Annotated in this window: 18 protein-coding genes, 1 tRNA gene and 1 pseudogene; 18 read left to right on the forward strand and 2 right to left on the reverse strand. The window is 46.8% G+C overall.

The window, feature by feature from the left end; genetic code table 11:
* The first annotated feature begins 2 nt into the window (after positions 1-2).
* The 8 genes from T359_RS0114890 (at position 3) to T359_RS0114925 (ending at position 13,783) form a co-directional block, all read left to right on the forward strand.
* Entirely contained in the window at positions 3-431 is a 429-nt protein-coding gene (locus T359_RS0114890; RefSeq protein WP_026518159.1) for a type II 3-dehydroquinate dehydratase, read from the forward strand.
* 143 nt (positions 432-574) lie between these two features.
* Positions 575-2,776, forward strand: a complete 2,202-nt coding sequence (locus T359_RS0114895; RefSeq protein ID WP_051545489.1) for an EAL domain-containing protein — start codon at positions 575-577, stop codon at positions 2,774-2,776.
* A gap of 82 nt (positions 2,777-2,858) precedes the next feature.
* Positions 2,859-5,600, forward strand: coding sequence for a type I pullulanase (gene pulA / locus T359_RS0114900; RefSeq protein ID WP_026518161.1), 2,742 nt, complete (start codon positions 2,859-2,861; stop codon positions 5,598-5,600).
* 348 nt (positions 5,601-5,948) lie between these two features.
* Complete coding sequence (locus T359_RS0114905) at positions 5,949-7,682, forward strand: ABC transporter ATP-binding protein (protein ID WP_026518162.1); 1,734 nt, start codon at positions 5,949-5,951, stop codon at positions 7,680-7,682.
* Positions 7,682-9,463 (forward strand): ABC transporter ATP-binding protein, encoded by a 1,782-nt coding sequence (locus T359_RS0114910; RefSeq protein ID WP_026518163.1) that lies wholly within the window; start codon positions 7,682-7,684, stop codon positions 9,461-9,463. Before T359_RS0114905 ends, T359_RS0114910 begins: the two co-directional genes overlap by 1 nt.
* 78 nt (positions 9,464-9,541) lie before the next feature.
* Positions 9,542-10,465, forward strand: coding sequence for an AAA family ATPase (locus tag T359_RS0114915; protein ID WP_026518164.1), 924 nt, complete (start codon positions 9,542-9,544; stop codon positions 10,463-10,465).
* On the forward strand, positions 10,462-11,532 hold the full coding sequence (locus T359_RS0114920; RefSeq protein WP_026518165.1) for a DUF58 domain-containing protein: 1,071 nt from the start codon (positions 10,462-10,464) through the stop codon (positions 11,530-11,532). Before T359_RS0114915 ends, T359_RS0114920 begins: the two co-directional genes overlap by 4 nt.
* Positions 11,459-13,783, forward strand: a complete 2,325-nt coding sequence (locus T359_RS0114925; protein WP_081795606.1) for a transglutaminase-like domain-containing protein — start codon at positions 11,459-11,461, stop codon at positions 13,781-13,783. The genes T359_RS0114920 and T359_RS0114925 overlap by 74 nt, the downstream gene beginning before the upstream one ends.
* On the opposite strand, the gene T359_RS0114930 is transcribed toward T359_RS0114925, so the two are convergent.
* Positions 13,778-15,826 carry a HelD family protein gene (locus tag T359_RS0114930; protein WP_026518167.1) on the reverse strand — a complete coding sequence of 683 codons (2,049 nt, stop codon included), beginning with the start codon at positions 15,824-15,826 and terminating at the stop codon, positions 13,778-13,780. The genes T359_RS0114925 and T359_RS0114930 overlap by 6 nt on opposite strands.
* A gap of 126 nt (positions 15,827-15,952) precedes the next feature.
* Here T359_RS0114930 and T359_RS0114935 point away from each other — a divergent pair, with 126 nt between their 5' ends.
* From T359_RS0114935 to T359_RS22540, 10 genes are all read left to right on the forward strand, one after another.
* Positions 15,953-16,591 carry a DUF1961 family protein gene (locus tag T359_RS0114935; RefSeq protein ID WP_155840138.1) on the forward strand — a complete coding sequence of 213 codons (639 nt, stop codon included), beginning with the start codon at positions 15,953-15,955 and terminating at the stop codon, positions 16,589-16,591.
* Positions 16,592-16,623: 32 nt separating this feature from the next.
* Complete coding sequence (locus T359_RS0114940; protein ID WP_026518169.1) at positions 16,624-17,349, forward strand: hypothetical protein; 726 nt, start codon at positions 16,624-16,626, stop codon at positions 17,347-17,349.
* Positions 17,350-17,465: 116 nt separating this feature from the next.
* A complete protein-coding gene (gene efp / locus T359_RS0114945; RefSeq protein WP_026518170.1) occupies positions 17,466-18,023 on the forward strand; it encodes an elongation factor P in 558 nt (185 codons plus the stop codon).
* Positions 18,024-18,178: 155 nt separating this feature from the next.
* Positions 18,179-19,087, forward strand: coding sequence for a DUF5688 family protein (locus T359_RS0114950; RefSeq protein ID WP_026518171.1), 909 nt, complete (start codon positions 18,179-18,181; stop codon positions 19,085-19,087).
* Between the two features lie 47 nt (positions 19,088-19,134).
* Positions 19,135-19,206 (forward strand) — tRNA-Arg (locus T359_RS0114955).
* A 41-nt stretch (positions 19,207-19,247) separates the two neighbouring features.
* Entirely contained in the window at positions 19,248-20,543 is a 1,296-nt protein-coding gene (locus tag T359_RS0114960) for an SH3 domain-containing protein (protein WP_026518172.1), read from the forward strand.
* A gap of 19 nt (positions 20,544-20,562) precedes the next feature.
* Positions 20,563-21,993 (forward strand): cell wall hydrolase, encoded by a 1,431-nt coding sequence (locus T359_RS0114965; RefSeq protein WP_026518173.1) that lies wholly within the window; start codon positions 20,563-20,565, stop codon positions 21,991-21,993.
* A 173-nt stretch (positions 21,994-22,166) separates the two neighbouring features.
* Positions 22,167-23,501 carry an NADP-specific glutamate dehydrogenase gene (gene gdhA, locus T359_RS0114970; protein WP_026518174.1) on the forward strand — a complete coding sequence of 445 codons (1,335 nt, stop codon included), beginning with the start codon at positions 22,167-22,169 and terminating at the stop codon, positions 23,499-23,501.
* A gap of 172 nt (positions 23,502-23,673) precedes the next feature.
* Positions 23,674-24,669: a hypothetical protein gene (locus tag T359_RS0114975; protein ID WP_026518175.1), complete on the forward strand. Its 996-nt coding sequence runs from the start codon at positions 23,674-23,676 to the stop codon at positions 24,667-24,669.
* Between the two features lie 127 nt (positions 24,670-24,796).
* Positions 24,797-24,952, forward strand: coding sequence for a hypothetical protein (locus T359_RS22540; protein WP_155840139.1), 156 nt, complete (start codon positions 24,797-24,799; stop codon positions 24,950-24,952).
* Between the two features lie 174 nt (positions 24,953-25,126).
* On the opposite strand, the pseudogene T359_RS20625 reads toward T359_RS22540, so the two are convergent.
* Positions 25,127-25,332: pseudogene (locus tag T359_RS20625) on the reverse strand (transposase); the annotation flags it as partial.

Genomic DNA, 25,332 nt, shown 5'->3' on the forward strand with positions numbered 1-25,332 from the left:
ATATGAAAATTCTGGTAATCAACGGACCAAACTTAAATTTCCTTGGCATCAGAGAGAAGGCCGTATACGGCAATCAGGACTATGACTATCTCTGCAATATGATCCGGGAAAAGGCTGACACGGAGGGCGACGAGGTTGAACTGTTCCAGTCCAACCACGAAGGTGCCATCATAGACAGACTTCAGGAAGCGTACTTTGATGGGACAGAAGGCATCGTGATAAATCCCGGTGCCTATACCCATTACAGCTATGCCATTCATGATGCATTAAAGAGCCTTGAGAACATCACCAAGGTGGAGATTCACATCTCCGACATCCAGTCCCGGGAGGAATTCCGCAAGGTTTCCGTCACAGCACCGGCCTGCGACAAGCAGATCTACGGCCACGGCCTTCAGGGCTATCTTGAAGCCATGGACTTCATCAAAGAATGAAAAGAGGGGACTTACCCCTCTTTTTTATCCAAAAACAAATAAAAATTTATCAATATTTAATTGGCAAAAAGTCTGAAAGTATGTTGAGATAGTATATATACGAATGCGCTTTTTAAGCATTTTTGAGAGGATGGAGTACTGTCTTGCAGAAAAAAGCAGGCTTTTATTTAATACTTAGAGCCTTTGAAGCAGTGGTTTTGGTGCTGGTTTTAGTACTGATACCACTTTTTGGCATGCTTGGGAGAGCCTCCGGAGAAGAGCTTATCATAGGAGTTCCCACGGACAGATGCCCTGTTTTTTACATTGATGAAGATACGGAAGAGATTATCGGAATCGGTGTGGATCTTATGGCTGAGGCTGCTCAAAATGCGGGCTATACAGCGGCTTTTGTTCCTCTGAAGGAAAGTAATCTCAAGGATGCTCTGGATAATCCCGAATATGATCTGATAATGCCCTTTGGAAGCGCTGTGGAAAGCTCAGCCGGGCATTATTCCATAGTAACAGCCAATCTTACCCAGACTCCCTTTGTTCTTGTGACCAAAAATAATCATGTACTGCCTCCCATGAACAGCCTTCACATAGGCATGATCAAGTCTCTTGGAGGTGCTGCGGAAACTATAGAAACTCTGTATCCGGGAATGGATATCTATATGTTCGATACTATGGATGACTGTGTAGAGGCCCTTCGCGCAGGTGAGGTGGACGCTCTTTTGCATAATTCCTATGTCTGGAGCTATGTGCTTCAAAAACCGTCATATTCGGACCTTTCCATTGAGGCTGCAGCCATGTTTTCCATGGATTTCCGCGCCGGCACCCTTGACTCTGTAGAAGCAAGAAAACTTGTAAGGCGCCTGAATGAAGGAATAGACAGCATCCCTGAGACCAAAAAGCAGGCCATTGTTCTGGATTATACCAACAGAAGGCTATATAAGAAGACTATTGTTGACACAATCTATGAGATTGGACCTTTATTACTTGCCATAGCGGTTTTCTTCAGCCTTATTATTGTCATCATCGTCATGAGACTTCGCTATGTTCATTTGGAAAACGAAAAGAAGATACAAAAGATGATAGACCACGATCCACTGACCGGAGCACTGAGCCATGATGGTTTTGTAAAAGAGGTGAAAAAACTCCTTATGGAGCATCCGGATATTCCTTACATGATCTCTTTTAACAACATTAGAGACTTTAAGTTTATCAACGACACCATGGGAAGGAATGCTGCGGATGAAATGCTCAATTTCTGGATAAGCAGGTCCCTTGAGATTTTATCAGAGGAAGAGGCCATAGGCCGCCTTGAGAGTGACCATTTTGTTGTGCTCAGAAAAATCGGCGGAAGTGAGAAAATGGCTCTCGATGAGCAGCATGTCTTTGAGCCCTTAAGAAACTTTTTTATTGACAGAGGAAAAGACTTAAAGGTTCGCATCTGCAGCGGAATCTACGTCCTGATGCCTTCGGACTATCAGCAGATAGATGTGGAAGTTATGCTGGATAAGGCCAGAATGGCGGAGAAAAAGGTCCATGACAGCAAGAAGGATGGCTACGAGTTCTATAACCCTGTTCAATGGGAAAAGAGTAAGCGCACTGCCTATATTATCAGCAGATTCCCTGTGGCTTTAAGGTCCAAGGAATTGCAGGTCTGGTACCAGCCCCAGGTTGACTATATTTCCGGTAAGATCATAGGAGCGGAGGCTCTGTGCAGATGGAAGGATGAGCAGCTTGGCTTTATTTCTCCTGCAGAGTTCATCCCTGCCCTGGAGGAAGCGGGGCTTATCTATGACATGGACTGCTTTGTCTGGAACAGAGTGTGTCAGGATCTGGCTCTTTGGAACAAAATGGGAAAGAAAAGGAAGATATCCGTCAACCTGTCCAGGGTGGATATTCAGAAAAACAGAGAACTTCCGGTTTATTTCTCTGACCTTATTTCAAAATATGATCTGACTGCGGATCAGCTCTGCATCGAGATTACAGAGACCTCCTATGTGGAGGATCCTGACCTTCTTATCAGTACTACCTATAAGCTTCGAAGTTATGGTTTCCAGGTGGAGATGGATGATTTTGGAAGCGGCTATTCTTCACTGAATATGCTTAAAGAGGTTCCCGTGGACAGGATAAAACTGGATATCCGGTTCCTGGCAAACATCGGCAACCGCCGCATGGGAGATATAATTTTAAAGCATATCATCATGATGGTAAGGGATCTTGGAATGGAGATCATTGCAGAGGGCGTGGAGGAAAAAGAGCAGGCCGAATACCTGAAGGAGATAGGTTGTACGGAGATGCAGGGCTTTTTATTCTACAAGGCACTGCCTGAAAATGAATTCACTGCCTTGAAGTTTTAGTATTTACGAATCAAATCAGCTGTAGTAAAATTGTCATGGAAAACGTTTTCCATGACAATTTTTTGTATAGGGAGGTTATAAAGTGGAAAGAGTTAAGAAAATGATCACCCTTTTTATAGGCGTGATCATGGCACTGACACTGGTTTTGTCCGAGGCCGGTATGGTAATTACAGCGAAGGCTGAAGGGGGAGTTACCTTGAAGCTCCATTATCACAGAGAGGATGGGGACTATGCAGCCTGGGATGCCTGGCTTTGGCCGGATAACGGCGATGGAGCAGGATACCCCTTTGTGGACGAGGACGGAGAAATGGTGGCAACCATGGAGGTAAAGCCCGGAGCCACCAAGGTTGGCTTTATCGTCAGAACCGCAGACTGGACCAAGGATATAGATAAGGACCAGTTTATTGACATTTCGGAAGTAATATCGGGAACAGTACATGCCTACGTGGAATCAGGTGTAGAAGGCGCAGTTAAGGAATACGGAGGAGACGTTGTGACGGGGACAAAATTAAAAAGCGCAACTTATGATGGAAAAAAAACAGTTACAGTTCTTTTTACAGGTGAGCTTTCTAAGGAGCAGCTGGAAGGCTTTTATGTGATCGGACGCCTTGGGGAGATCAGGGTAACAGAAGCTACTTTGGCCAAAAAGGCTTCTGACAGCGAGTATTACTATGACCTTGCTATAGAGAGCGAGCTTGAAAGCGGCAGAAATTACAGAGTGGGCTTCGAGGATGAGGAGTATCCCATCAACATGCCCATTATTTATTCCACACAGGAATTTGAGGATAAATACACATATCAGGGAGATGACCTGGGAGCGGTTTACAGTAAGGATAAGACTTCCTTCCGCCTCTGGGCTCCCACAGCAGAGACTGTTTTTCTTAATCTCTATAAATCAGGAGATCCCTGGGAAAACGATCTTACAGATAAGCTTGAGATGAAGCCGGCAGAGAACGGAACCTGGCAGCTTGATGTACAGGGGGACCTTGCGGGAACCTATTACACTTTTACTGCGGTCCTTGACGGCCTCAACGTAGAGGCCTGTGACCCCTATGCCCGCACCACCGGTGTCAACGGCAAAAGAGCCATGGTGGTGGATCTTGACAGCACCAACCCTGTAGGCTGGGACAGCGACCTTAATCCTCACGGCGGGGAAAAGATAAACGACGCCGTGATCTATGAGCTTCATATCAGGGACTTCTCGGTTTCTGAGGCCGGTGGAATCGAAGATGCCGGTAAATATACCGCTTTTACCAAAACAGGAACAAAGACTGCCGGAGGTAATTCCACCGGAATTGATTATATTAAGGATCTGGGCGTTACTCACGTTCATCTGCTTCCTTTCTATGATTTCGGTTCAGTAGATGAGAATGCAACCTCCACAGAGCAGTTTAACTGGGGCTATGATCCTGTGAACTACAATGTTCCTGAAGGCTCCTATTCAACAGACCCTTATCACGGAGAAGTAAGAGTTGCCGAGGCCAAGCAGATGGTGAAGGCCCTTCATGACAACGGTCTTTCTGTGGTTATGGACGTGGTTTATAACCATGTTTACAGCGGAAAGGACTTTTGCATAAACAGGCTGGTTCCCGGATATTTTTCCAGAATAAATGCTGACGGAACCTATTCCAACGGCTCTGGCTGCGGCAATGATACAGCCTCAGAGCGCTCCATGGTCAGAAAGTACATCGTGGATTCAGTTTGCTACTGGGCAGAGGAGTATCATATCGACGGCTTCAGATTTGACCTGGTGGGTCTTCTTGATGTGGACACCATAAATGAGATCATGGCAGAGGTACATAAGACTCACCCCGATGTTATCTTCTACGGAGAGGGTTGGAGCATGAACACCGATGTCACCAAGGAAAATGTGACATTGTGCACACAGCAGTCCTCTGCAAAGGTACCGGGCTTTGCCTTCTTTAACGACAATATAAGAGACGGTCTTAAGGGCAGCGTATTTAATACCGCAGAGACAGGCTGGGCCTCCGGCTCCACAGGAAAAGAGAGACAGCTGATAAGCTCTTTCCTGGCAGCAGAGAGCTGGAGTAAAGATCCCACACAGATCGTTCAGTACGCATCCTGCCACGATAACAACACTCTTCTGGACAGGATCGCCACCGCCAGGTCAGACCTTGACCGTGACACCTGGATAAAAATGAGCAATCTGGCTGCAGCATATTATATGACCTCTGAGGGAATTCCCTTTATGCAGGCAGGAGAGGAGATCCTTCGTACCAAGGTTAAGGAGGACGGAACATATGACTCCAACAGCTACAGCTCCGGAGATGAAGTGAACTGCATCAAGTGGGAGACACTGGATGATCCTGAGTATGCGGCGAACCTTGAGTACTATAAGGGACTTATTGCCTTCAGAAAAGAGCACGGCCTCTTAAGACTCACGACTACCGATGAAATATCCCAGAGAGTTACAGCGGCAGAGGGCCTTGATAAGAACGTTATAGCCTTCCACATGGATAATTCCGACAAGGCTGTGGAGGATGAGACCGCGGAGGGAATCTTCCTGATCTTTAATCCAAACCAGAAGGAGACCACGGTCACACTTCCCGAGGGCAGCTGGAACATCTGCGTTTCCGAGGGCAAGGCAGGAACCACATCCCTTGGAGAAGCAAATGGTAGCATTACAGTATCACCTGTATCTGCAGTGATCCTTACAAAGGGACCTGCAGGCTCCGGGGCTTCAACCGGCACTTCAACCGGCACAAAGCCCGGCATCAACGGCGGAGTGGCAGCCGGCGCCGTTGCCCTGGTTGCCGCAGCTGTGGCAGCCATTGCAATCATTCTCACAAGAAGAAAAAAATAAAACTTTCGGAAACTCTGTTGACAAGTTCAGATGCTGAGCGCATAATATGACTGTTGGCCGTGCTACGGGCCGATAAATACTAAGAAAGCGAGGTAAGGAATTATGACAAATGTGGCAAGAAGATATGATAACCATTATATTTCTAGGACTTTACCTCGGGAAACTGTGTTTGGATAAGGGAGCATTCCATATCTGAATAGTTTATTGTGATAGTTGTACCCCGGTTAAGTCTTTAGATAGACCAACCGGGGTTTTTTGCGTCCTTTTTTCTGATTCGGCCGAAACGCAAGAAATTATCACATCCCGGGGAACCTGGAAGCACCAGGAAACAGTAATTGAGGAGGAACAATGAAGACACTTACAAGTTATGTGCGAAAGCACTGGGCGACCTACACCATGGCTGTGATATTCATGCTCTTTGCCATTGCACTGGACATGATATATCCGAAAATAACTGAAATTATAGTAAATGAATCCATAGTCGGAAGAGATTTTCACAGGCTTCCCCTTTTCCTTACGCTTATCATTCTTATCGGAATCGGACGGAGCATCTTTGGATATTTTAAGGAATTTACTTTTGACAAAAACTGTATAACCATAGGCACAGAGATGAGAAAGGACCTGTTCAATCACATTCAGGGCCTGTCTCTGGACTATTTTGACGATACCAACACCGGCGAACTCATGGCCCGTGTGAAGGATGACGTGGACAAGACCTTCCAGATGGTGGGCATGGAGGCCATGATGGGCATGGAGGTAATCCTGAACGTGGTTCTTGTTTTATACTTCATGATCTCCATCGATCCGCTCCTGACCATCGTTCCCGTTATCGCCATGGCAATCTGCGGAACCATCGCCATCGTCATGGAGAAGGAGCTGGACAAGGTCTACGACGAGATCAGTGAGGAGAACGCAACTATCACCACCATCGCAGAGGAGAACCTGGCAGGCGTCAGAACCGTTAAGGCCTTTTCCAGGGAAAAGATGGAAATTGATAAGTTCATGAAGCACAACAGACACTACTATGAACTCAACATGAAGGAAGCCAAGGCTGATGCCAGGTATTATCCCATTTTCCAGCTTTCAGCCATGCTCCTTCCCGTTATCTGCGCGGTCCTTGGTGGAATCGCAGTTGTTAACGGCAAGATGACACTGGGAAGCCTTACAGCGTACATCATCTACAGCCGCAGCTGCACCTGGCCCATGGAGGAGATCGGCTGGATAGTTAACGGCTTCACCAGCTCTTTTGCCTCTCTTAAGAAGATCAAAAAGATCTACGAGAACCACTCCACTCTGGAGAAAAATGATGACCCTGTGACCCTGCCGGGGATAAATGGAAGCATTGAGTTTGACCATGTTTCCTTATCCTTCGGAGATAAAGAGGTTCTTAAGGACGTAAGCTTTAGCCTTCCTTCCGGCAAGACCCTGGGAATCATGGGTGAGACCGGCTCCGGCAAGTCTACCATCATCAACCTTCTCCAGAGATTCTATGATCCCACCAAGGGTGATATTCGTATCGACGGAGTAAAGATCAAGGATATGGAGCTTAGTCAGGTGAGAAGCGCCTCTGCAGTAGTTATGCAGGATTCATTCCTCTTCTCGGATTCCATTGTTGAGAACATCAAGATGGGAAGAAGAGACGAGATGACAGAAACAGAAATAGAAAGTGCCGCAAGAATGGCTCAGGCCAGCGACTTTATCGAGAAGCTTGAGGATTCCTACGAGACCGTTATCGGAGAAAGAGGTGTAGGCCTTTCCGGAGGACAGAAGCAGCGAATCAGCATCGCAAGAGCTATCTCCAAGAAAGCACCGATTCTGGTTCTCGATGATTCAACCTCAGCCCTTGATATGGAAACAGAGGCGGAGATACAAAAGACCCTGGATACCATCACAGGAGTAACCCGCGTCATCGTTGCCCACAGAATATCCGCTGTCAGAAATGCGGATGAGATCCTTTTCCTTAAGGACGGGCAGATCGCGGAGAGAGGAACCCACAACCAGCTGATGGCAAAGAGGGGCTTATATTACGACACCTACGTGGCACAGTACGGACAGCTTGAAGAAAGGAAGGTGAGTGCGTAATGGCAGCTAATTCATTTCGCGAAGACGAAACCATCAAGAACACGGACATGAAAAAGGTCTTCGTCAGAATGATGGGCTATCTCAAGACTCACATAAAAGAGATAATACCGGTTTTGATCTCACTGGTAGCCTGTGTGCTGATCAATCTGGTTAGCCCGCTTTTTATGGAATATGCAATAGATGTTCATGTGGCAAACAGAAACATAAAGGGCCTTATGCTGACGGCGGGACTGATAGTCCTTCTTGGCTTTGTATATGCAGGCTTTGTTAAAATTCGTATTTACTTCATGAGCAGGATTGGAAACAAAATATTACTGGACATCAGACAGGAGCTCTATGAGCACGTTCAGACCCTGTCACTGACATTTTTCGACTCAAGACCCACAGGAAAGATCCTCTCAAGGATCATCGGTGATGTTAACTCCCTGAAGGAGGTCATGAACAACACCATCACCAATCTGATCCCCAACTTCGTAACGGTTCTTGGAGTTGTGGTGATCATGATGATCAAGGACTGGAAGCTGGCCCTTGGAACCCTTTGCTCCATGCCTCTTATGCTGGTGAGCATCTTCTGGATCAGGGGTAAAAATCACAAGGGCTGGCAGGATGTAAGAAAGAAGTCCTCCAACTTAAGTGCCTATATCCATGAGGATATAGCAGGAATTTCCGTGGTTCAGAGTTTTAATGCGGAAAATGAGACCAAGAGTACCTTCCGGGATCTGGCCAACGAGCACAGAGATGCCTATATCAAGGCCTGCATGTATTCTGATCTCTTCGGACCCGCTATCGACATGAGCTGGGCCATCAGCAGCATGGTGATGTATCTGGTGGCTGTGGTATTTCTTGGTTACACCGAGGCCGGCGTGGGCATGATCGTTGCTTTTGCAACCTATGCCAATATGTTCTGGAGACCTATCATGGGCCTTTCAGGATACTATAACCAGCTGGTCACAAATATGTCTGCCGCAGAGAGAGTATTTGACCTTCTTGATACCGAGGCGGAGATAGTTGATAAAGAGGGGGCTGAGGAGCTTCCTGAGATAAAGGGAGAAGTTACCTTCAGAAACGTAGGCTTTACCTATGACGTTGGAACCAAGGAAGAGACCAAGGTTCTCGAGGATGTATCTTTTACAGCCAAGTCCGGAGAGACCATCGCCCTTGTGGGCCCCACCGGCGCCGGCAAGACCACCATCGTCAACCTTATCAGCAGGTTCTATGACATTCAGAAGGGCCGCATCCTTATTGACGGACATGACCTTTCCGATGTTACTATCGAGAGCCTTCGCCGCCAGATGGGCGTCATGACTCAGGATAACTTCATCTTCAGCGGTACCGTCAGGGAGAACATCCTTTACGGCAAGCCTGATGCCACCGAGGAGGAGATGATAGCCGCAGCCAAGGCTGTCAATGCCCACGACTTTATCATGAAGCTGGAAAAGGGCTATGACACTGAGCTCAAGGAGAGGGGCGCAGGACTTTCCATCGGACAGCGCCAGCTCATCGCTTTTGCAAGGACCATGATCTCAATGCCCAAGATCCTTATTCTGGACGAGGCCACCAGCAGCATCGACACCCATACAGAGATGCTGGTGCAGAAGGGCATACAGGCTCTTTTGTCAGGAAGGACAAGCTTCGTTATCGCCCACCGCTTATCTACTATTAAGAATGCAGACAGGATATTTGTCATCAACAAGGGCGGTATCTTAGAGAGCGGAAGCCATGAGCAGCTCCTTAACAAAAAGGGTGCTTATTACGATCTTTACATGGCACAGTTCGCCTGATGGTAGTATAATCTAATGGTAATTGTCAGATTTATCAGACAATTATCTCAAAAATCAGACTAACATGGGGGACAGCGTATGAATGAGAAAGTAGCAAAGCTCAGGGGGAGCATGGAAAAAAGAATAGTAGGAAAGGAGCAGGTGATAGACAGGCTCGTTATTTCACTGCTATCCGGCGGCCATGTTCTCTTGGAGGATGTGCCGGGAGTGGGCAAAACCTCCCTGGCCAAGGCACTTTCTGATTCACTGTCCCTTTCTTTTTCAAGGATTCAGTGTACACCGGATACAACGCCTTCGGACATAACAGGCTTTTCTGTTTATGATCCCTCCAAGGCATCTTTCAATGTCCTTCCGGGACCCATCGTTAACAATATAGTTTTGGCGGATGAGCTGAACAGGACTTCACCCAAGAGCCAGTCTGCGCTTTTGGAGGTAATGGAGGAACACAGGGTAACCATTGACGGCACCCCTATTCCCGTGCCGGAGCCCTTTATGGTAATAGCAACCCAGAACCCTTCCGAGATGGCAGGAACCTATCCTATCCCGGAATCTCAGATGGACAGATTTATGATGAAGCTCTCTGTGGGCTATCCCGATACCGAGGCCTCCATAGATATGACCGGGCGTTTCCTTACCGGGCACCTTCATGAGAAGGTGGAGCCGGTGCTTTCCGGTGAGGATATCTGCGCCATGAGAGAAGAGGTGGCCGCTGTCACCATCAAGGAGGAGCTTAGGGCCTACGCTGTTAATATAGTGGAAGCCACCAGGAAAAACGATCAGGTTGCCTGCGGCGCTTCACCGAGGGCCCTTCTTTCCATGATCAGATGCAGTCAGGCCATTGCATATATGGATGACAGGAACTACTGCGTGCCTGAGGATATCGCCATGGCCGCAGAACTTACACTGCCTCACAGGCTGGTTCTCACCACCGAGGCCAAAATGAGCCGCACCACCAAGGATTTTCTTGTAAGACAGATTCTTGAGAGGGTGAAGGTATCATGAGTATTTCTTTCAGTAAAAAAGGACTTTTGCTATATCTTTTGATTCTACTGGGAAGCCTGGTCCTTGCGTCCTTCTACGGAGGGCCGGTTTCCTTTGTGCTGCTGTATGCACTGCTTTTGATGATTCCCATTTCTCTGATCTACATGATAATAAACATTTTTTCTGTCTCCCTGTACCAGGAGATAGAGGTCCACAAGCTGGCCAAGGGAGATACCCATAACTACAGGGTTCTGGTGGAAAATAGCGGAATTCTCCCAATCCACAACATGACCTTCGGCCTTTACCGGGACAGAAGCGAATTTGTGAGCCTCAGGGACGGGGATGAGGTGTCGCTGGATGTCAGGCAGAAGAAGGAAATCTCTTCCGGCATCAGCTGCAAATACGCCGGGGCCTACAATATCGGAGTGGAGGATCTGTTTTTTACGGATCCCTTCAGGATCATGCGGCTCAAATATCCTGTGCCCTATTCCTTCAGAGCCATTGTCAGTCCCAGGATCACCGATATCGCCGATGATTTCCTGGACATAGAGAACATGGTGAACAGCAGCGGTCTTAAGAGCGCAAGGCTCTTCGAGGAGACCCCGGGAAGTGACATGAGGGCCTACAGAAGCGGCGATCCTCTTTCTGCCATCAACTGGAAGGTTTCCGCTAGGCTCTCGGAGCTTATGGTCAGAGTTCCGGACAAACTGGAAAAGCGCACCGTTACGCTGATTCTCCTGGCTGTCAATGTGCCTGAGAGAGAACAGGATACGGAGTTTTTGAAAAAAAGAGATTACTTCCTGGAATTTGTTGTTTCCGCAGCCTGGCATTTTGGCCAGCAGAGGATTCCTGTGAAGCTGATCTATCCCGCCGGCACAGTGAGGGAGTCGGTGGTGGATTCGTATGATACGTTCCTTGAGTTTTACAACATTGTGGCTGACGGCATCTTCTACAGCACCGACAGCGACTACGACAAGATGAAAGACATTGCGGATTCAAAGGGGGACAACTGGGATGACATGGATATCAGGCTTCTCATCAGAGAAGACAAGGAGCCGGGAGACGATTACTGCACTGTTATCGACTGAGCTCAAGATCTGTATGTTCATATTTTCACTGACCTGTGTATGCCTTTGGGGAGCATACCTTGCAAAGGGCGATCTTCGGGAAATGTACGGAAGCGCCTTTGTTCTTGCTGTGCTTATTTCCTTTGTTTTTTACGGCTGTCTTGAGCACCTTTTCAGAACCTTCACAGGAGGGATCATTTCTGCACTGGTTTCCGTTTTTCCCTCAGTGGTTCTGTTCTTTCTGGTAAAAGATATTGAGAACTTTCCCTATCTTCAGACTGCGGTTATGGTGGCGGCCCTTCTGAGGCTTTTTACCGATTTTGTTCCCTTCAGGGAAAAGGTTGTTCTTTTCGGAAGCTTTATTCTTCTGGCGGTGGCTGTTTCTCTGAGGCTCAGTAACGGAGCCTTTTGGCCCGAGGACAAGGCGGAGACGGCGGCCTTTGCCTGCCTTGCCATGCTGGTCATGTCAGGGCTTCAGTATCTGATACTTGAAAAGGGAAAAGAGCCCTTCCCCTATGCTTTCTTTGTGGTGATGGCAGTGGCGGTGGTTCTTTTGCCTGCCAGGGAGGAGCCCATCAACTGGAATCCCGTTATTGATGCAGGGAAAAGATTTGTGCAGAGAGCGGAGGATGCCTACAGCGATGCATTCTATTTTGCTTCCGGACTTTTTAAGAGCGATGACTTTGCAACAGGCTACAGCAATCTTGGGCTGACCGGAGCAAGCACTTCCGAAAACAATAATACAGAGCTTTTCTTACGGACGAAAAGTCAGACCTATGTGCTGTTTAAGGACAAGGAAAACGGCAAACTCATGAAGAGAAGAAGATCTGTTTACCTTGTAGGCGGAAGGGGTGTAGATAAGGAGAGAATTGTGGACCTTCTGACCCTGCTTTATAGGGCGGGAGCCACCAAGGAGCTGACGGATGCCTTTTCCCAGAAGACTACCCTGGAGCTTGAGTACGGGTATCTTCGTACCGGGGATGAGATCGCCCCCATGGGCTGTGTTGAGCTTACTTCATCCGGAAAGCCTGTCCTTCAGGGCAGCAGCGACAGTCCCCATAAAAAGGGCTATACCCTTGATGCCACATATATTGATATCGACTACGGAAGTCCTTATTTTGTGGATGTAGTCAGAAATGCAGATTCCTACCCCGTTGAAGAGATTTCTTACAAAGAGCTCTGCGATTATGGAAAGAAGATATACACCATCAATCTGGATTACATTATTACAGAGGAAGAATATGCAGCCATGACGGGGACTGCCGGAAATGACGCCGAAACCATGGCGCTTTACATTGATACCACAGGCTGTAGTCCTCAGCTGTCTGACCTTGCCCACAAGCTTACTGATGATCTCGACAACGAATATGATAAATGCAGAATCATAGAGGAGTACCTGAGGCAGTTTCCCTATAATCTGAACATGGGAGATGCAGGTGTTTCTGATATGTCAAAGACTGAGGGAATGAGCGAGCTGGCAGAGGTTCTTCTTTTTCAAAAGGGAGAGGGCTACTGCGTCCACTACGCTTCAGCCATGACCATGCTCCTTAGGCTTTCGGGGATTCCTGCCAGATGCGATGCAGGATATTCATATCTCTATCCCTTTGAGGAGCAGGAGGAATACAGAGTTGAGGCATCAAGAGCCCATACCTGGCCCGAGGCCTATATTGAAGGGGCCGGCTGGATACCTTTTGAACCCACGGGAGCATACCTTTCCGCAGCGGACAGAACCTGGAACCGTGAGCCGAAACAGGCCCAGTCCGTAGAAGATGTGGGACTGGCAGAAGGCTATCTGGAAGGACTGATGCAGAATATGCCCGAAATCCAGACAGAGGGCGTCGGTGAAGTTACTGTAGAGCCTGTTGAAAAGGGTATCTTCAGACTTATTACCATTGTGGTGGCAGTTATACTCAGCGTTCTTTTCCTTTTTCTGGTTCTTCTTATTGGAACCATGCTGGTTAGGGAAGCTCTGTACAAAAGGGCGACCTTCGAGGAGAAGCTTCGCACAGATGTGGAGCTTATAAAAAAGGATATAAGAAAGCATTCAGACAGTTTCTTTGACAGGGGACTTTTATCGGATTATGAAAAAAGAGCTCCGGAAGTTTTGAGGCAGCAGATCGGAGAAATCTTCGGACTCTATTACAGGGCAGAATATGCAGGCCCCGGCAGCAATGCCATATCGGAAGTGGACAGCAGGAAGGCCCTGGAGATCAGAAAAAAACTTCATGAAAGCTATAAAAAAGATACCAATAAAAAACGGCGGGGATCATAAGATCCCTGCCGTTTTTCCTTTGGCAAGAACAGCAAGATGCTGTGTTGCTCTGGACATTGCGGTATAGAGGCAATGTCTTCCTATCTCGTCATCGGGATAGGATATATCATCTGCATCTGGCAGAATAACATGGTCAAATTCAAGTCCCTTGGCGTATTTGAGCTCTATAAAGAAGGCTCCCCTTTCGGGAAGAGAGCAGTTCTCCGAGATGACAGGCGGGCAGTCTTTTCCGAGAGCTTCGCTTATTCTCTCGAGATTGCCGGCGTTTCTGCAGATAACTGCGGTGAGTCCGTCCTTTTTGCCGTATTCATCACAGAGCTTAACCAGCTCTTTTTTGAGATCCTCATCACTGCCCAGGGCCTTTACAATGGTCTTTTCTCCGGGGCGCTGCACAGAGGAGACAAGCATTTTCTTCTCCTCAGGAAGTATGGATGCGAACATCTCGGTGACTTCCGGTGAGCTTCTGTAGCTGGTAAGAAGCGGAAGCTCCGCAAAGCTCTTTTTGTCCTGACTGAACATTTCCTTGATCTCGGAAAAGCTCACGGTGCCTTCTCTGATGGCCTGGAATTCATCACCAAGCAGCATGAACCTTGCGTTGGGGAAGTACTTTCTGAATACCATGAGCTGGGCTCTTGTATAATCCTGAACCTCGTCGATCATCACGTAGCGCATGTTGCGGTCGCAGACTCCGGTGAGCTCCATTCTGGTAAAGAACCACTCGGCGGCGGTTATCTTGCGGCTGCCGAGGATCCTCTGGGCGATGTGGGTCACATTGACAAAACCGCAGTGCCTTATGCAGCTGAGGGCTCCGCCGAAATCATTTTCAAGACGGTTTTCTTCGCCGCGCTCAGATCTTGAGTTTACTTCTGTTTCTTCGTCGTCATCGCTGCCGGTGTCTATGTTTCTCATGGCGTTTTTGGCGACGTTTTCAAGTTCGTCCGCCACAGTCTGGATAAGCCTCACTCCCGGCGGGAACTTGGAGAATCTTTTTACCACATTGAAGACATCATTTTTGGATAAAACAACCTTGTCTTTTTGCTTGATATCAAAAAAGTCCTGAGCAGTGAGCTTAAGTTCGGGAAGCTCCTCGTGGATCTTCTCAAGGGCTGAAGCCTCCGTATAGTCATATTCTCCCGAAGCAAAGGGAATATCCACATGCTCTGCGAATTCCTTCCAGGTCAGGGTCACAGGATTGGTCTCGCCAAGATCCGGAAGTACGTTGTCTATATAGTCCCTGAAAATGGGATTGGGTGTAATAAGGCACACCTGATCCGGCCTCAGGGAATTTCTTTTCTGGAAAAAGAGGTAGGCGATACGCTGCAAAAGTACTGAGGTCTTGCCGCTTCCTGCGATACCGTTCACAAGAAGTGTGGAAACCTCCGGATATCGGATGACCGCGTTCTGTTCCTTCTGGATGGTGGCGGTAATGGCCTGCATCTTGTCCGAGCGGGTCTGGGACAGGGATGCAAGAAGCATGGGATCCTCGATGGCTATCTGAGTATCGAAATAGGCCTTAAGCTCATTTTTGTCTATGTCGAACTGCCTGCGGAGCTTCAGATTAACCGGGATAACTCTGTCCTCCACGGTGTACTGGGTTCGGCCGTTCTCCTGATTGTAGTAGACCTCAGCGATGGGAGACCTCCAGTCCACCACCAGCTGGTCATAGCCGTTTTCTGAAATGGCGGCCCTTCCGATGTAGTAATCCTCGGACTCGTCCTCCCCATCGAACTGCACGGATATCTTGGCAAAATACGGGGATTCCAGCAGCTTTTCCACAGTGGCAAGGCGTTTTCCCAGGGAAGAACTCTCAACGTTGTAGGTGTCGATATAGCGGTTCCACACCTCGATCTCAGCCAGAGTTTCCATGGTGGTCTCGATATCCGCATAGTCAAAACGGATATTGTCCCTGATATCGTTCTTGTCATCCACGGCCTTCTCGTTCAGGGCGGATATCTGCTCCTTCAGGTTCTTTTCTATATTTAAAAGTTTATTGTAGGTTCCGGTCAAATGAGTCTGTTCTTTATCAAAGACTTCTTTTTCCATAAAATACTCCTTTCCGGTGTGTCTTATCAGTATAGCATGTAATTGCATCTTTGTAGGGATTCTTATACAATAGATTATGAAAAAAGTATTAAATCATGTCCGAAATAAGACATTAAGAGGGGAATAATGTCTAAACTCATCTACGATAATCCACTTTCATGTGAAAAAGATATAAAGGACTTCGTGCTGGAGGGACAGGCTGATATCAGCTTTAAGGGCGGTGTTATGCGCCTTTCCGGTGATTCGAAGTTTGTTTTGTGGTGTCCTTCGGTCTTTCCTGCGGATATCAGGATCGAATGGGAATTTCGCCCCATTCAGGAACCGGGCCTTGCCATGCTGTTTTTTGCAGCCAAGCCAAGGAGCGGCCCCGGCAGCATCTTTGACAGCTCTCTTTCTCCAAGGACAGGAGAGTATGAGCAGTATCACAGTGGGGATATCAATGCCTTTCATCTTTCTTATTTCAGGCGAAGGGAGCCTTCGGAGCGCTCATTCCATACCTGTAACCTTCGAAAGAGCGTCGGCGCTTATCTTGTGGGGCAGGGAGCGGATCCTATTCCCGATGCGTCCATGGATGCAGAATGGTATAGGATGACCGTTATAAAAAGGGGAGCCAGGGTGAGCTTTCTTATTAATAACCTTTCCATATTGGAGTTTTACGACGACGGAATGACCTTCGGTGATATACTCACCGGCGGAAATATAGGATTCAGACAGCTTCCTTTCATGGTGGCTGAATACAGGAATCTTAAGGTGACATGGATCTGATTTGTTGAGGTTTATTCATTTGGGGGTAAAAAATGGCATTTCGAATCAGTGAACTTACAAATGCGGTAAATTCATATCTTAATTCCATATCCGGTGTAAATAATCAGGGGGCTTCCATCGGAAGTGACCTCAAGGGGATCTTTCAGAAATATTTCTCCAAGGCAGTATCCGATGCCAAGGCGGAGATACCTGATTTAAATAAGGAAATTAAAGAAAATATTGCGAGCCACAATTTCACTGCGCCCCAGCTTTCTCAGGTGAATGAACTGCCTGGGCAGGAGAACGCTGCTAATGCCGTTTCCAGGGCATCAGCTGCAGCAGAAACATCTGAGACAGCAGCAAGGAACACAGACTATGCCACAAGCCTTGCCAAGCTGATCACAGCGTCCAAGAGCAGTGGCAATCTTGAGATTGCAGATGCCCTGGCCGTCATCATGAAAAATAACGGCCAGACCACGGACAATGCCGATGCCTACAAGGGGCTTCTCAGCACCAATGCCCTCCGTGACCTTTCCGACTCATCCTATTTCTACACCAACATGATCCAGAGCTCTTTATTCAAATCCTCCGACGAGGAAGAGGAATCCTCCTCCGGCAGCAGCGACGCTTTTTCCGGCACATCTCTGAACAAGCTCAACGAAAACGCCCTGGTCAACGCCACCCTCGGCACCACCACCGAGTCCTCCTACTATCAGTCATTGATTAAGGCCTACCAATCCATGCCCACAGAGTCCATTTTCGGGGATTTCTTACTTTGATTTGGACAAAACGCCCGGGCAGAAACACTCCTCAGAAAAAAATAGTTGAAAAATCATCAATGATAGTTTAAAATGTGATAGTTGTTTGATGTGAAGTAATTAGGAGGATTTATTTTATGATTTCTGCAAGTGATTTCAGAAATGGTGTAACCATCGAGATCGATGGCAACGTATGTCAGATTATAGAATTCCAGCATGTTAAGCCTGGTAAGGGCGCTGCTTTCGTAAGAACCAAGCTCAAGGATATCATCAATGGCGGTGTTAAGGAGACAACCTTCCGTCCTACTGAGAAGTTCCCTGCAGCTCGTATCGACAAGAAGGATATGCAGTATCTCTATCAGGATGGCGATATTTTCAATTTCATGGATCAGGAGACTTTCGAGCAGATCGGACTTACATCTGATCAGATCGGTGATTCCCTTAAGTTCGTTAAGGAGAACGAGGTTTGTAAGGTTATGTCTTACAACGGCAACGTATTCGCAGTTGAGCCTCCTATGTTCGTAGAGCTTACAATCACAGAGACTGAGCCTGGTTTCAAGGGCGATACAGCTACAGGTGCTACAAAGCCTGCAACTGTTGAGACAGGTGCTAACGTAGCAGTTCCTCTTTTCGTTAACGAGGGCGACGTTATCAAGATTGATACCAGAACAGGTGAGTATCTCTCAAGAGTTTAATTGATTTATATGTTTTTTTACCATATCTGACACAAGTTTTCATAAATTATAGAAACTTATAAAAGAACTGTAAGACAATAAAGAAACTGGAAGTAGCTTCTTTATTGTCTTTTTTTGTCTGAAAACATCACAAACTATTTTTACCGGAGGAAGATATGGATATAATTAATTTTGGAAATGAATTAAAAAATGACGTTGAGAAGAGCCTGGGAGAGGGCTTTAATATAACACTTCAGGAGGTCATCAAGAACAACGGGATAATCCATAATGCCATGACCATCAGGCAGGAGGGTTCCAATGTGGCACCCAGCATTTATTATGATGAGTTCTTTGATCTCTATGAAAAGGGTGAGCCTTTTGGGAAGCTTACACAGGCGGTGCTTGAGCTCTACAGGGAGTCCCGCCTGGATGGAAAGGTGAATTTCGATTTTTTCAAGGATTTTGACATGGCATGTTCTCTTCTTAGCTACAAGCTTGCCCTGGCCGAGCCAAATAGGGAAAGGCTGAGAGATGTTCCCGTCAGATACATTGAAGACCTGGTCATGATTCCTATCTGCATTGTCACCATCAAAGGCAATGAGAGCGGCAGCGTCACCATAACAAGGGACCATCTCAAAATGTGGGAGATTTCCGAGGAGGAGCTGTGGGAGAATATCATGGACAACACAACAGTGGTATTTCCCGCTTCCGTAAAAGGAATCACCGAGTACCTGCGTATGCCATTTTTGCCGGTATCGGATATCCTTGATGATGTTTATGTGGTGACTACTGAGTCCGGTTATCAGGGGGCCGGCGCCGTGCTTTATCCCGGAGTCCTCAGGAAGATTGCCGAGAAGGTAGGGGAGGATCTTTTTGTTATCCCATCTTCAGTCCATGAGACTATCGTAATGCCGGCCCTTAAATGCCAGATTCCCCCTGAATGCATCAGACAGATGATCGGTGAAGTCAATACCAGTGTTATCAGGGACGAAGAGGTCTTAAGCCCCAGCCTTTATTACTATTCCCTTCAGCGGGATGAGCTTAAAATCTGGGATCTGGACCTTAAACTTGCTTCAAACACATAACATAGACAGCTAAGGGCCACATATGGTATTATATTCGGGTACGTTATGCACCCGTAGTCTAATGGATAGAACGGAGGCCTCCGACGCCTTTGATGCAGGTTCGATTCCTGTCGGGTGCATTTCACTTGAATATGTTTTAGATTCAGAGGTTTAGCTTTTTATGAAAAAGAAGAAGAATTCTCCCAGTTCCTGGAGAAATAATAAAAAATCCATATTTGCAATTCTCGGAGATAACAAGAAGTTCCTTATGCCTGTTATCTTTGTTCTGGCTGTTGTGGCTACGGTTTCCATTGCGCTGACCGCCAACCGCAGGGCCAATGAGGTGGCTCAGAATCCTGATGAGGCAGAGATTGCTGCCACCTATGAGGTTCCCGAGGTTCAGATGGAAGAGAATGCCCACAGCGATGTGAATGCTCTTATCGAGAAGTATTATGCAGCTTCCGCTGAGGGTGATGCCGATACTATTGCCCAGATCTACAAGGGGCTGGAGGATACAGAGCTTCTTAAGGCCATCGCAGCAGCTGATTATATTGAGGACTATGAGAATATCACTGTATATACCAAGCCCGGACCCCTTCAGGGCAGCTACGTGGCTTATGTATACAATGAGGTTAAGCTCTATGATTACGAGAAGGCTGTTCCCGGACTTGAGACCTTCTATATCTGTACCGATGAGAATGACAACCTCTATATCAACGGTGATATCGCAGAGGGCAATGAGATTGAATATTTAAGGCAGATCAACGTTCAGGCCGATGTTATCGATCTGAATAATAAAGTTGCGTCCAAATATAATGAGATGGTCAGCTCAGACGAGACTCTGGCTGAGCTTTTGACACAGATGAGATCAGGACTTCAGGTTTCTGTAGGAGAGGCCCTGGCAAGCTCCGAGGCCAGCAGCAATGCAGCGGCAGCAGAGGAGGCATTTGTAGAGGAGGCTGCGGCAGAGGCTACATCATCTGATGTGACCATAGTTACAACACATACCATCAGAGCTACAGATGTTGTCAATATCAGAAGCTCTGATTCAGAGACAGCGGATATTATCTCCAAGACCAGCAAGGGGCAGGAGTTTACACAGGTTGAGGCCCTGGCCAACGGCTGGAGCAAGATCGAGTACAACAAAGGTTATGCCTTTGTTAAGACCGAGTTTTTTGAGGTTGTAGGCGAAGAGACTGTGGAAGTTGCCAATGAGAACCAGGAAGAAACAACAACTTCAACTAACGACAATAAGACCACAGAGACCGAGTCTAAGCCTGCTACCACAGCCAAGACCGGCAAGATGAAGGTTATGGATTCTGTAAGACTTCGTAAGAGTGAGAGCACAGAGTCTGAAATTCTTGCTACACTGTACGCAGGTACTATTGTAAATGTTAAGCAGCAGTATGCTAACGGATGGTCCAAAGTAGAGTATAATGGAACTACAGGATATATTAAGTCTGAATTCCTTGAGTAAATAGTCTTATGGGGAGTGTATGAAGAAGAGGATTATTATCTGGCTTGTTCTTGTATGTTTAATAGTGGGGGAAACCGGTCTATACTGTCGTGCCCAGGAGGATGAGAATGACGATCTCAGTCAGACCATCGATAACATGAGGCAGCAGGAACAGCAGACCCAGAATGCCATTTCCAATCTTGAGAAGCAGACCAAGGAAACCCAGGATGCAATAAGCACTCTTCAGGGTGAGAAACAAAAGACCCAGGAGAGTGTTAGTAATCTTCAAAATCAGAGTTCACAGCTTCAGACAACCATCAAGGGTTATTCTGACAAGCTGGATTCTTTAAATGCAGAAATAACAGAAGCCGAGAACGCCATGGCCGTAGTGTCTTCTGAGATCGTTGAGCTGGACAGACAGCTTCAGGATGCCAGAGATGAGGAGCATAAGCGCTACGAGCTTCTTAAAAAACGTATCAAATCTACCTATGAGAACGGCGGCAACAATGGGCTTGCACGCCTTCTTTTAGAGTCCGGGTCAATGCAGGAATTTCTGACCAAATACGAATACCTCAATGCGATAATTGAATATGACAAGAAAAAGATAGCCGAGTTTCAGGCTCTTCAGGCGGATATTGAGGCCAAGACCTCAGTCGTCCGTGAGAAAGAGGATGAGCTTGATCAGTACCAGAATCAGCTTGATGAAAAGCATGAGGAACTTTCCGATCTGACAGCCCAGGTCAAGGGCAAGCTTTCTTCAACCCAGAACAGCCTTTCATCGGAAAAGAACAAACTGGCTGATTACGATACCAAGCTGGCGGAGCTGGACACCAAGATGAAATCCCTACAGGCCAAGACCGCAGCTGCCCAGGCAGAACTGGCCAAGCAGATTGCGGAGCGCCTTGCCCTTACCAAGGAGGATACATCCGGTGCTTATTCGGCTTCCGAATCGGAGCTCAGCTGGCTGGCAGCTACGATACAGGCTGAGGCCGACGGTGAGTCCTACACCGGCAAACTGGCGGTGGGCTCAGTTATCATGAACAGAGTTAAAAGCTCTGCTTTTCCCAACACCGTCGTTTCGGTTATAACCCAGAATATGCAGTTTGCATCCTACAGATCCGGCAAGGTGGAGCTCATCATGGCCAACGGCCCCAATTCCACCTGTATAAGGGCCGCCCAGGAGGTTCTTGACGGAGCCAGAGTAGGAGATTATCTCTTCTTTATGACCAAGTATTATGCTGATTACTACGGAATCAGTGAATATACCATGATTGGTAACCATGCATTTTTCTACCGCTGGATCACCAATCCCAAGCCTGAGCAGGAAGAAAATCCTGAGGACCAGGAAGAGCCGCCACAGGAGGAAGAGTCACCTCATCAGGAACAGCCTGAGGAGGAGCAGCCTTCAGAGGAGCCCTCTGAAGATTATGAAGACTATTCGGAATCTGAAGAAAATAATGAGGAGCCATAAAATTTTTCAAGTTAATGTGGTAAAGTCTCTTGCACTTTAAAACATCAAAGTGTATAATACTCCAAGACAGTGATGTCTGCGCAATGGGGCGTAGAGACCTTTAGTTTTCTACGCTCTTTTTTCATACCTAAAATCAAATGAAAAAAGCCAAAAATGGAAGGAGAAAAGAAAAAATGTCTTACGTTGATGAGATCTACAACTACGTTGTAGAAAAAAATCCAGCTCAGCCTGAGTTCCACCAGGCAGTTAAGGAAGTGCTTGAGTCACTTCGTGTTGTTATTGAGGCTAATGAGGAAGAATATCGCAAGGATGCTCTTTTAGAGAGACTTGTAACTCCTGAGAGACAGATCCTCTTCAGAGTACCTTGGGTTGATGATAAGGGACAGGTTCAGGTTAACAACGGTTTCCGTGTACAGTTCAACTCAGCTATCGGACCTTACAAGGGAGGTCTTCGTTTCCATCCTTCAGTAAACCTTGGTATCATCAAGTTCCTTGGTTTCGAGCAGATCTTCAAGAACTCTCTTACAAGCCTTCCTATCGGCGGTGGTAAGGGTGGTTCTGATTTCGATCCTAAGGGCAAGTCAGACAGAGAGGTTATGGCATTCTGCCAGAGCTTCATGACAGAGCTTTACAGACACATCGGCGCTGACACAGACGTTCCTGCCGGAGATATCGGTGTAGGCGGACGTGAGATCGGCTTCATGTATGGTCAGTACAAGAGAATCAGAGACGTATACGAGGGAGTTCTCACAGGTAAGGGTCTTACCTACGGCGGATCTCTTGCACGTACACAGGCTACAGGTTATGGTCTTCTTTACCTCACAGAGGAGCTTCTTAAGTGCAACGGCCATGACATCAGCGGCAAGACAGTAGTTGTTTCAGGTGCCGGCAACGTAGCTATCTACGCTATCGAGAAGGCTCAGCAGCTTGGTGCTAAGGTTGTTACATGTTCTGATTCCACAGGCTGGATCTATGATCCCGAGGGAATCGATGTTGCTCTTCTTAAGGAGATCAAGGAAGTTAAGAGAGCACGTCTTACAGAGTACGCAGCAGCAAGAAAGTCAGCTGAGTACCACGAGGGCAGAGGCGTTTGGTCAATCAAGTGTGATGTTGCTCTTCCTTGCGCTACACAGAACGAGCTCCTTCTTGATGATGCTAAGCAGCTTGTTGCTAACGGATGTATCGCAGTTTGCGAAGGTGCTAACATGCCTACAACAATCGATGCTACAGAGTACCTTCAGAAGAACGGTGTTCTCTTTGTTTGCGGTAAGGCTTCAAATGCAGGTGGTGTTGCTACATCAGCTCTTGAGATGAGCCAGAACTCTGAGAGACTTTCATGGTCCTTCGAAGAGGTTGATGCTAAGCTTAAGCAGATCATGGTTAACATCTACCACAACATTGATGACGCAGCTAAGAAGTACGGCATGGAGGGCAACTATGTTGCAGGTGCTAACATCGCAGGCTTCCTTAAGGTTGCAGATGCTATGAAGGCTCAGGGTATTGTTTAATCCCTTATATATTATGTAAACTACAGAGCTGCTGCGGTTTTGCCGTGGCAGCTCTTTTTTGTTGAAAATTTGTTTTAACAATATTGAGATTATTATTGACAACCTATTGTTAATCCAATAATATTGAAAAGCGCGCCGTAAAAGGCACTGAGTTTGTTGAGGGAGGTTTTATATGGGGAATGTCAGTAGTCTCGACTCCGGGAAAGTTTCATTTTTGAAAAAATTTAATGGTATGGGCTTTAGATTGGATGAAGAGTCTGTTTCAACGGTTGGTTTTATGAACGGTCTTCGTTTTACGATCTCAATAGAGGGCTGTACCTATATGATCAGTACTTCGGTAAGAAGTGGGGGACTTCTGCCTGAGGATGAATTTTTGAAATACATAGTCAGTGAGGTTGACTGCATCAGGGATGCTGTTTATCAGAACAACAGGATCACCTTTATCATTCAGAAGACACTTTTATCAGAGAAGCTTATGAACAATATTGTAGATGCTCTCAGAGAGGTCTCTGAGCTTCTTAAGAAAAGCGGCTTTGTAAATGTCTGCGAGATCTGCGGCGAGCCTCTGGATAGCATAGAATCCTACGATATTAACGGAAGAGTATTTGACTTCTGTGATGACTGTCATGAGGCCTGCGACTCCTATGTTCAGGCAAGAAAATGCCTTGACGATTCCGTAAGGGAGAATATTCCCAAGGGAATGATCTTTGGCTTCCTTGGCGGAATTCTGGGAGCTGCGCTGATCGTTTTATCAGTATTTCTGGGAAGCGTATCCACCTGGCTTGGAGTTGCGCTGGCTTACTGCCTTCTTCTGGGATATGCCACCGGCAGCGGCAAGATGTCACGACTGGGACTTATTTACTGCACCGTTATGACTGCGGCCTTGTCTTACCTTTCCTGCAGATTTGCCTTTGCCATCAAATATTTCAATCTGGTAAAAGAGTATGGGCACCACACGGATCTGTTTTCCGTATTTGCCAATATGCCGGCCATAATAAGGAATAATGGCATGACAAGGGATTTTGTAGAGGTAGTGCTTTACTGCTGCGTATTTGGTTTCTGTCTTATTGGCGGTGACATGCTTATGATGGTCAAAAAGAGGAAGACCAAAACTACTGATATTATTATTGAAGTACCTGAAGAGAGACATTTTTACACTGCAGTTTGATGTATTTTTATCATTTGGTCCAGGACACAGAGTTTTCACAATTTTAGTCAGAATACGCCTTGATTAATCCGCCTCAAACCTATATGATAATGTCGCTACGGTGTTAAGGCTAGATGGAGGAGAGAAAATGGGCGAATGGAAGCAGGCGTTTGACAGAATAATGGATCAGCTATACAACCATCCGGAAGAGATGAGAGCGAAGCTGCTTAAGAAGTATGAAACTTCCGCTGAGCCTGAGACTCGACCGATGACAGCTATCGAGCTGCTTAGAAGTTTACACTGATCATTTTTTATTTGTTAATGCATATAATAAACCCTTGCAGAGATCAATCTGCAAGGGTCAGACTGTAGACAAAGTGGTCCTGAGAGCGTAGCTCTCAAGACCATTTTTCTTTTTCGCGAGTGTTTTATTGATAATAAAGGATAGAAACGGCCTCTATCAGGCCATCTCTAACCGCCATTCATGCTTGATTCTTGCAAGCTTTTTCAGATTCATACACGCAAATGTAAGCGCGACCTTCATTTCCATCCGCGCCTTGCCATACATCTGCGTATATCTGAATCCGTGGTTCTCTTTAGCTGTTCCAAAGATTCTCTCTATTGTTTCTTTTCTGTGAGAATAGAGATCCTTCATTCCTTCTGTGTACCTTATATCCTCACATT

Origin of the sequence: Butyrivibrio sp. MC2021, from assembly GCF_000621605.1 — a bacterium.
Classification (GTDB): Bacteria; Bacillota; Clostridia; order Lachnospirales; family Lachnospiraceae; genus Butyrivibrio.

Coding starts and splice junctions, on each gene's coding strand:
- T359_RS0114940 (WP_026518169.1), top strand. CDS start 16,624: ATGGCATTTCGAATCAGTGAACTTACAAATGCGGTAAATTCATATCTT.
- T359_RS0114910 (WP_026518163.1), top strand. CDS start 7,682: ATGGCAGCTAATTCATTTCGCGAAGACGAAACCATCAAGAACACGGAC.
- T359_RS0114915 (WP_026518164.1), top strand. CDS start 9,542: ATGAATGAGAAAGTAGCAAAGCTCAGGGGGAGCATGGAAAAAAGAATA.
- T359_RS0114965 (WP_026518173.1), top strand. CDS start 20,563: ATGAAGAAGAGGATTATTATCTGGCTTGTTCTTGTATGTTTAATAGTG.
- T359_RS0114925 (WP_081795606.1), top strand. CDS start 11,459: ATGACATGGATATCAGGCTTCTCATCAGAGAAGACAAGGAGCCGGGAG.
- T359_RS0114920 (WP_026518165.1), top strand. CDS start 10,462: ATGAGTATTTCTTTCAGTAAAAAAGGACTTTTGCTATATCTTTTGATT.
- efp (WP_026518170.1), top strand. CDS start 17,466: ATGATTTCTGCAAGTGATTTCAGAAATGGTGTAACCATCGAGATCGAT.
- T359_RS0114960 (WP_026518172.1), top strand. CDS start 19,248: ATGAAAAAGAAGAAGAATTCTCCCAGTTCCTGGAGAAATAATAAAAAA.
- T359_RS0114950 (WP_026518171.1), top strand. CDS start 18,179: ATGGATATAATTAATTTTGGAAATGAATTAAAAAATGACGTTGAGAAG.
- T359_RS0114930 (WP_026518167.1), bottom strand. CDS start 15,826: ATGGAAAAAGAAGTCTTTGATAAAGAACAGACTCATTTGACCGGAACC.
- T359_RS0114975 (WP_026518175.1), top strand. CDS start 23,674: ATGGGGAATGTCAGTAGTCTCGACTCCGGGAAAGTTTCATTTTTGAAA.
- T359_RS0114905 (WP_026518162.1), top strand. CDS start 5,949: ATGAAGACACTTACAAGTTATGTGCGAAAGCACTGGGCGACCTACACC.
- T359_RS22540 (WP_155840139.1), top strand. CDS start 24,797: ATGGGCGAATGGAAGCAGGCGTTTGACAGAATAATGGATCAGCTATAC.
- gdhA (WP_026518174.1), top strand. CDS start 22,167: ATGTCTTACGTTGATGAGATCTACAACTACGTTGTAGAAAAAAATCCA.
- T359_RS0114890 (WP_026518159.1), top strand. CDS start 3: ATGAAAATTCTGGTAATCAACGGACCAAACTTAAATTTCCTTGGCATC.
- T359_RS0114935 (WP_155840138.1), top strand. CDS start 15,953: ATGTCTAAACTCATCTACGATAATCCACTTTCATGTGAAAAAGATATA.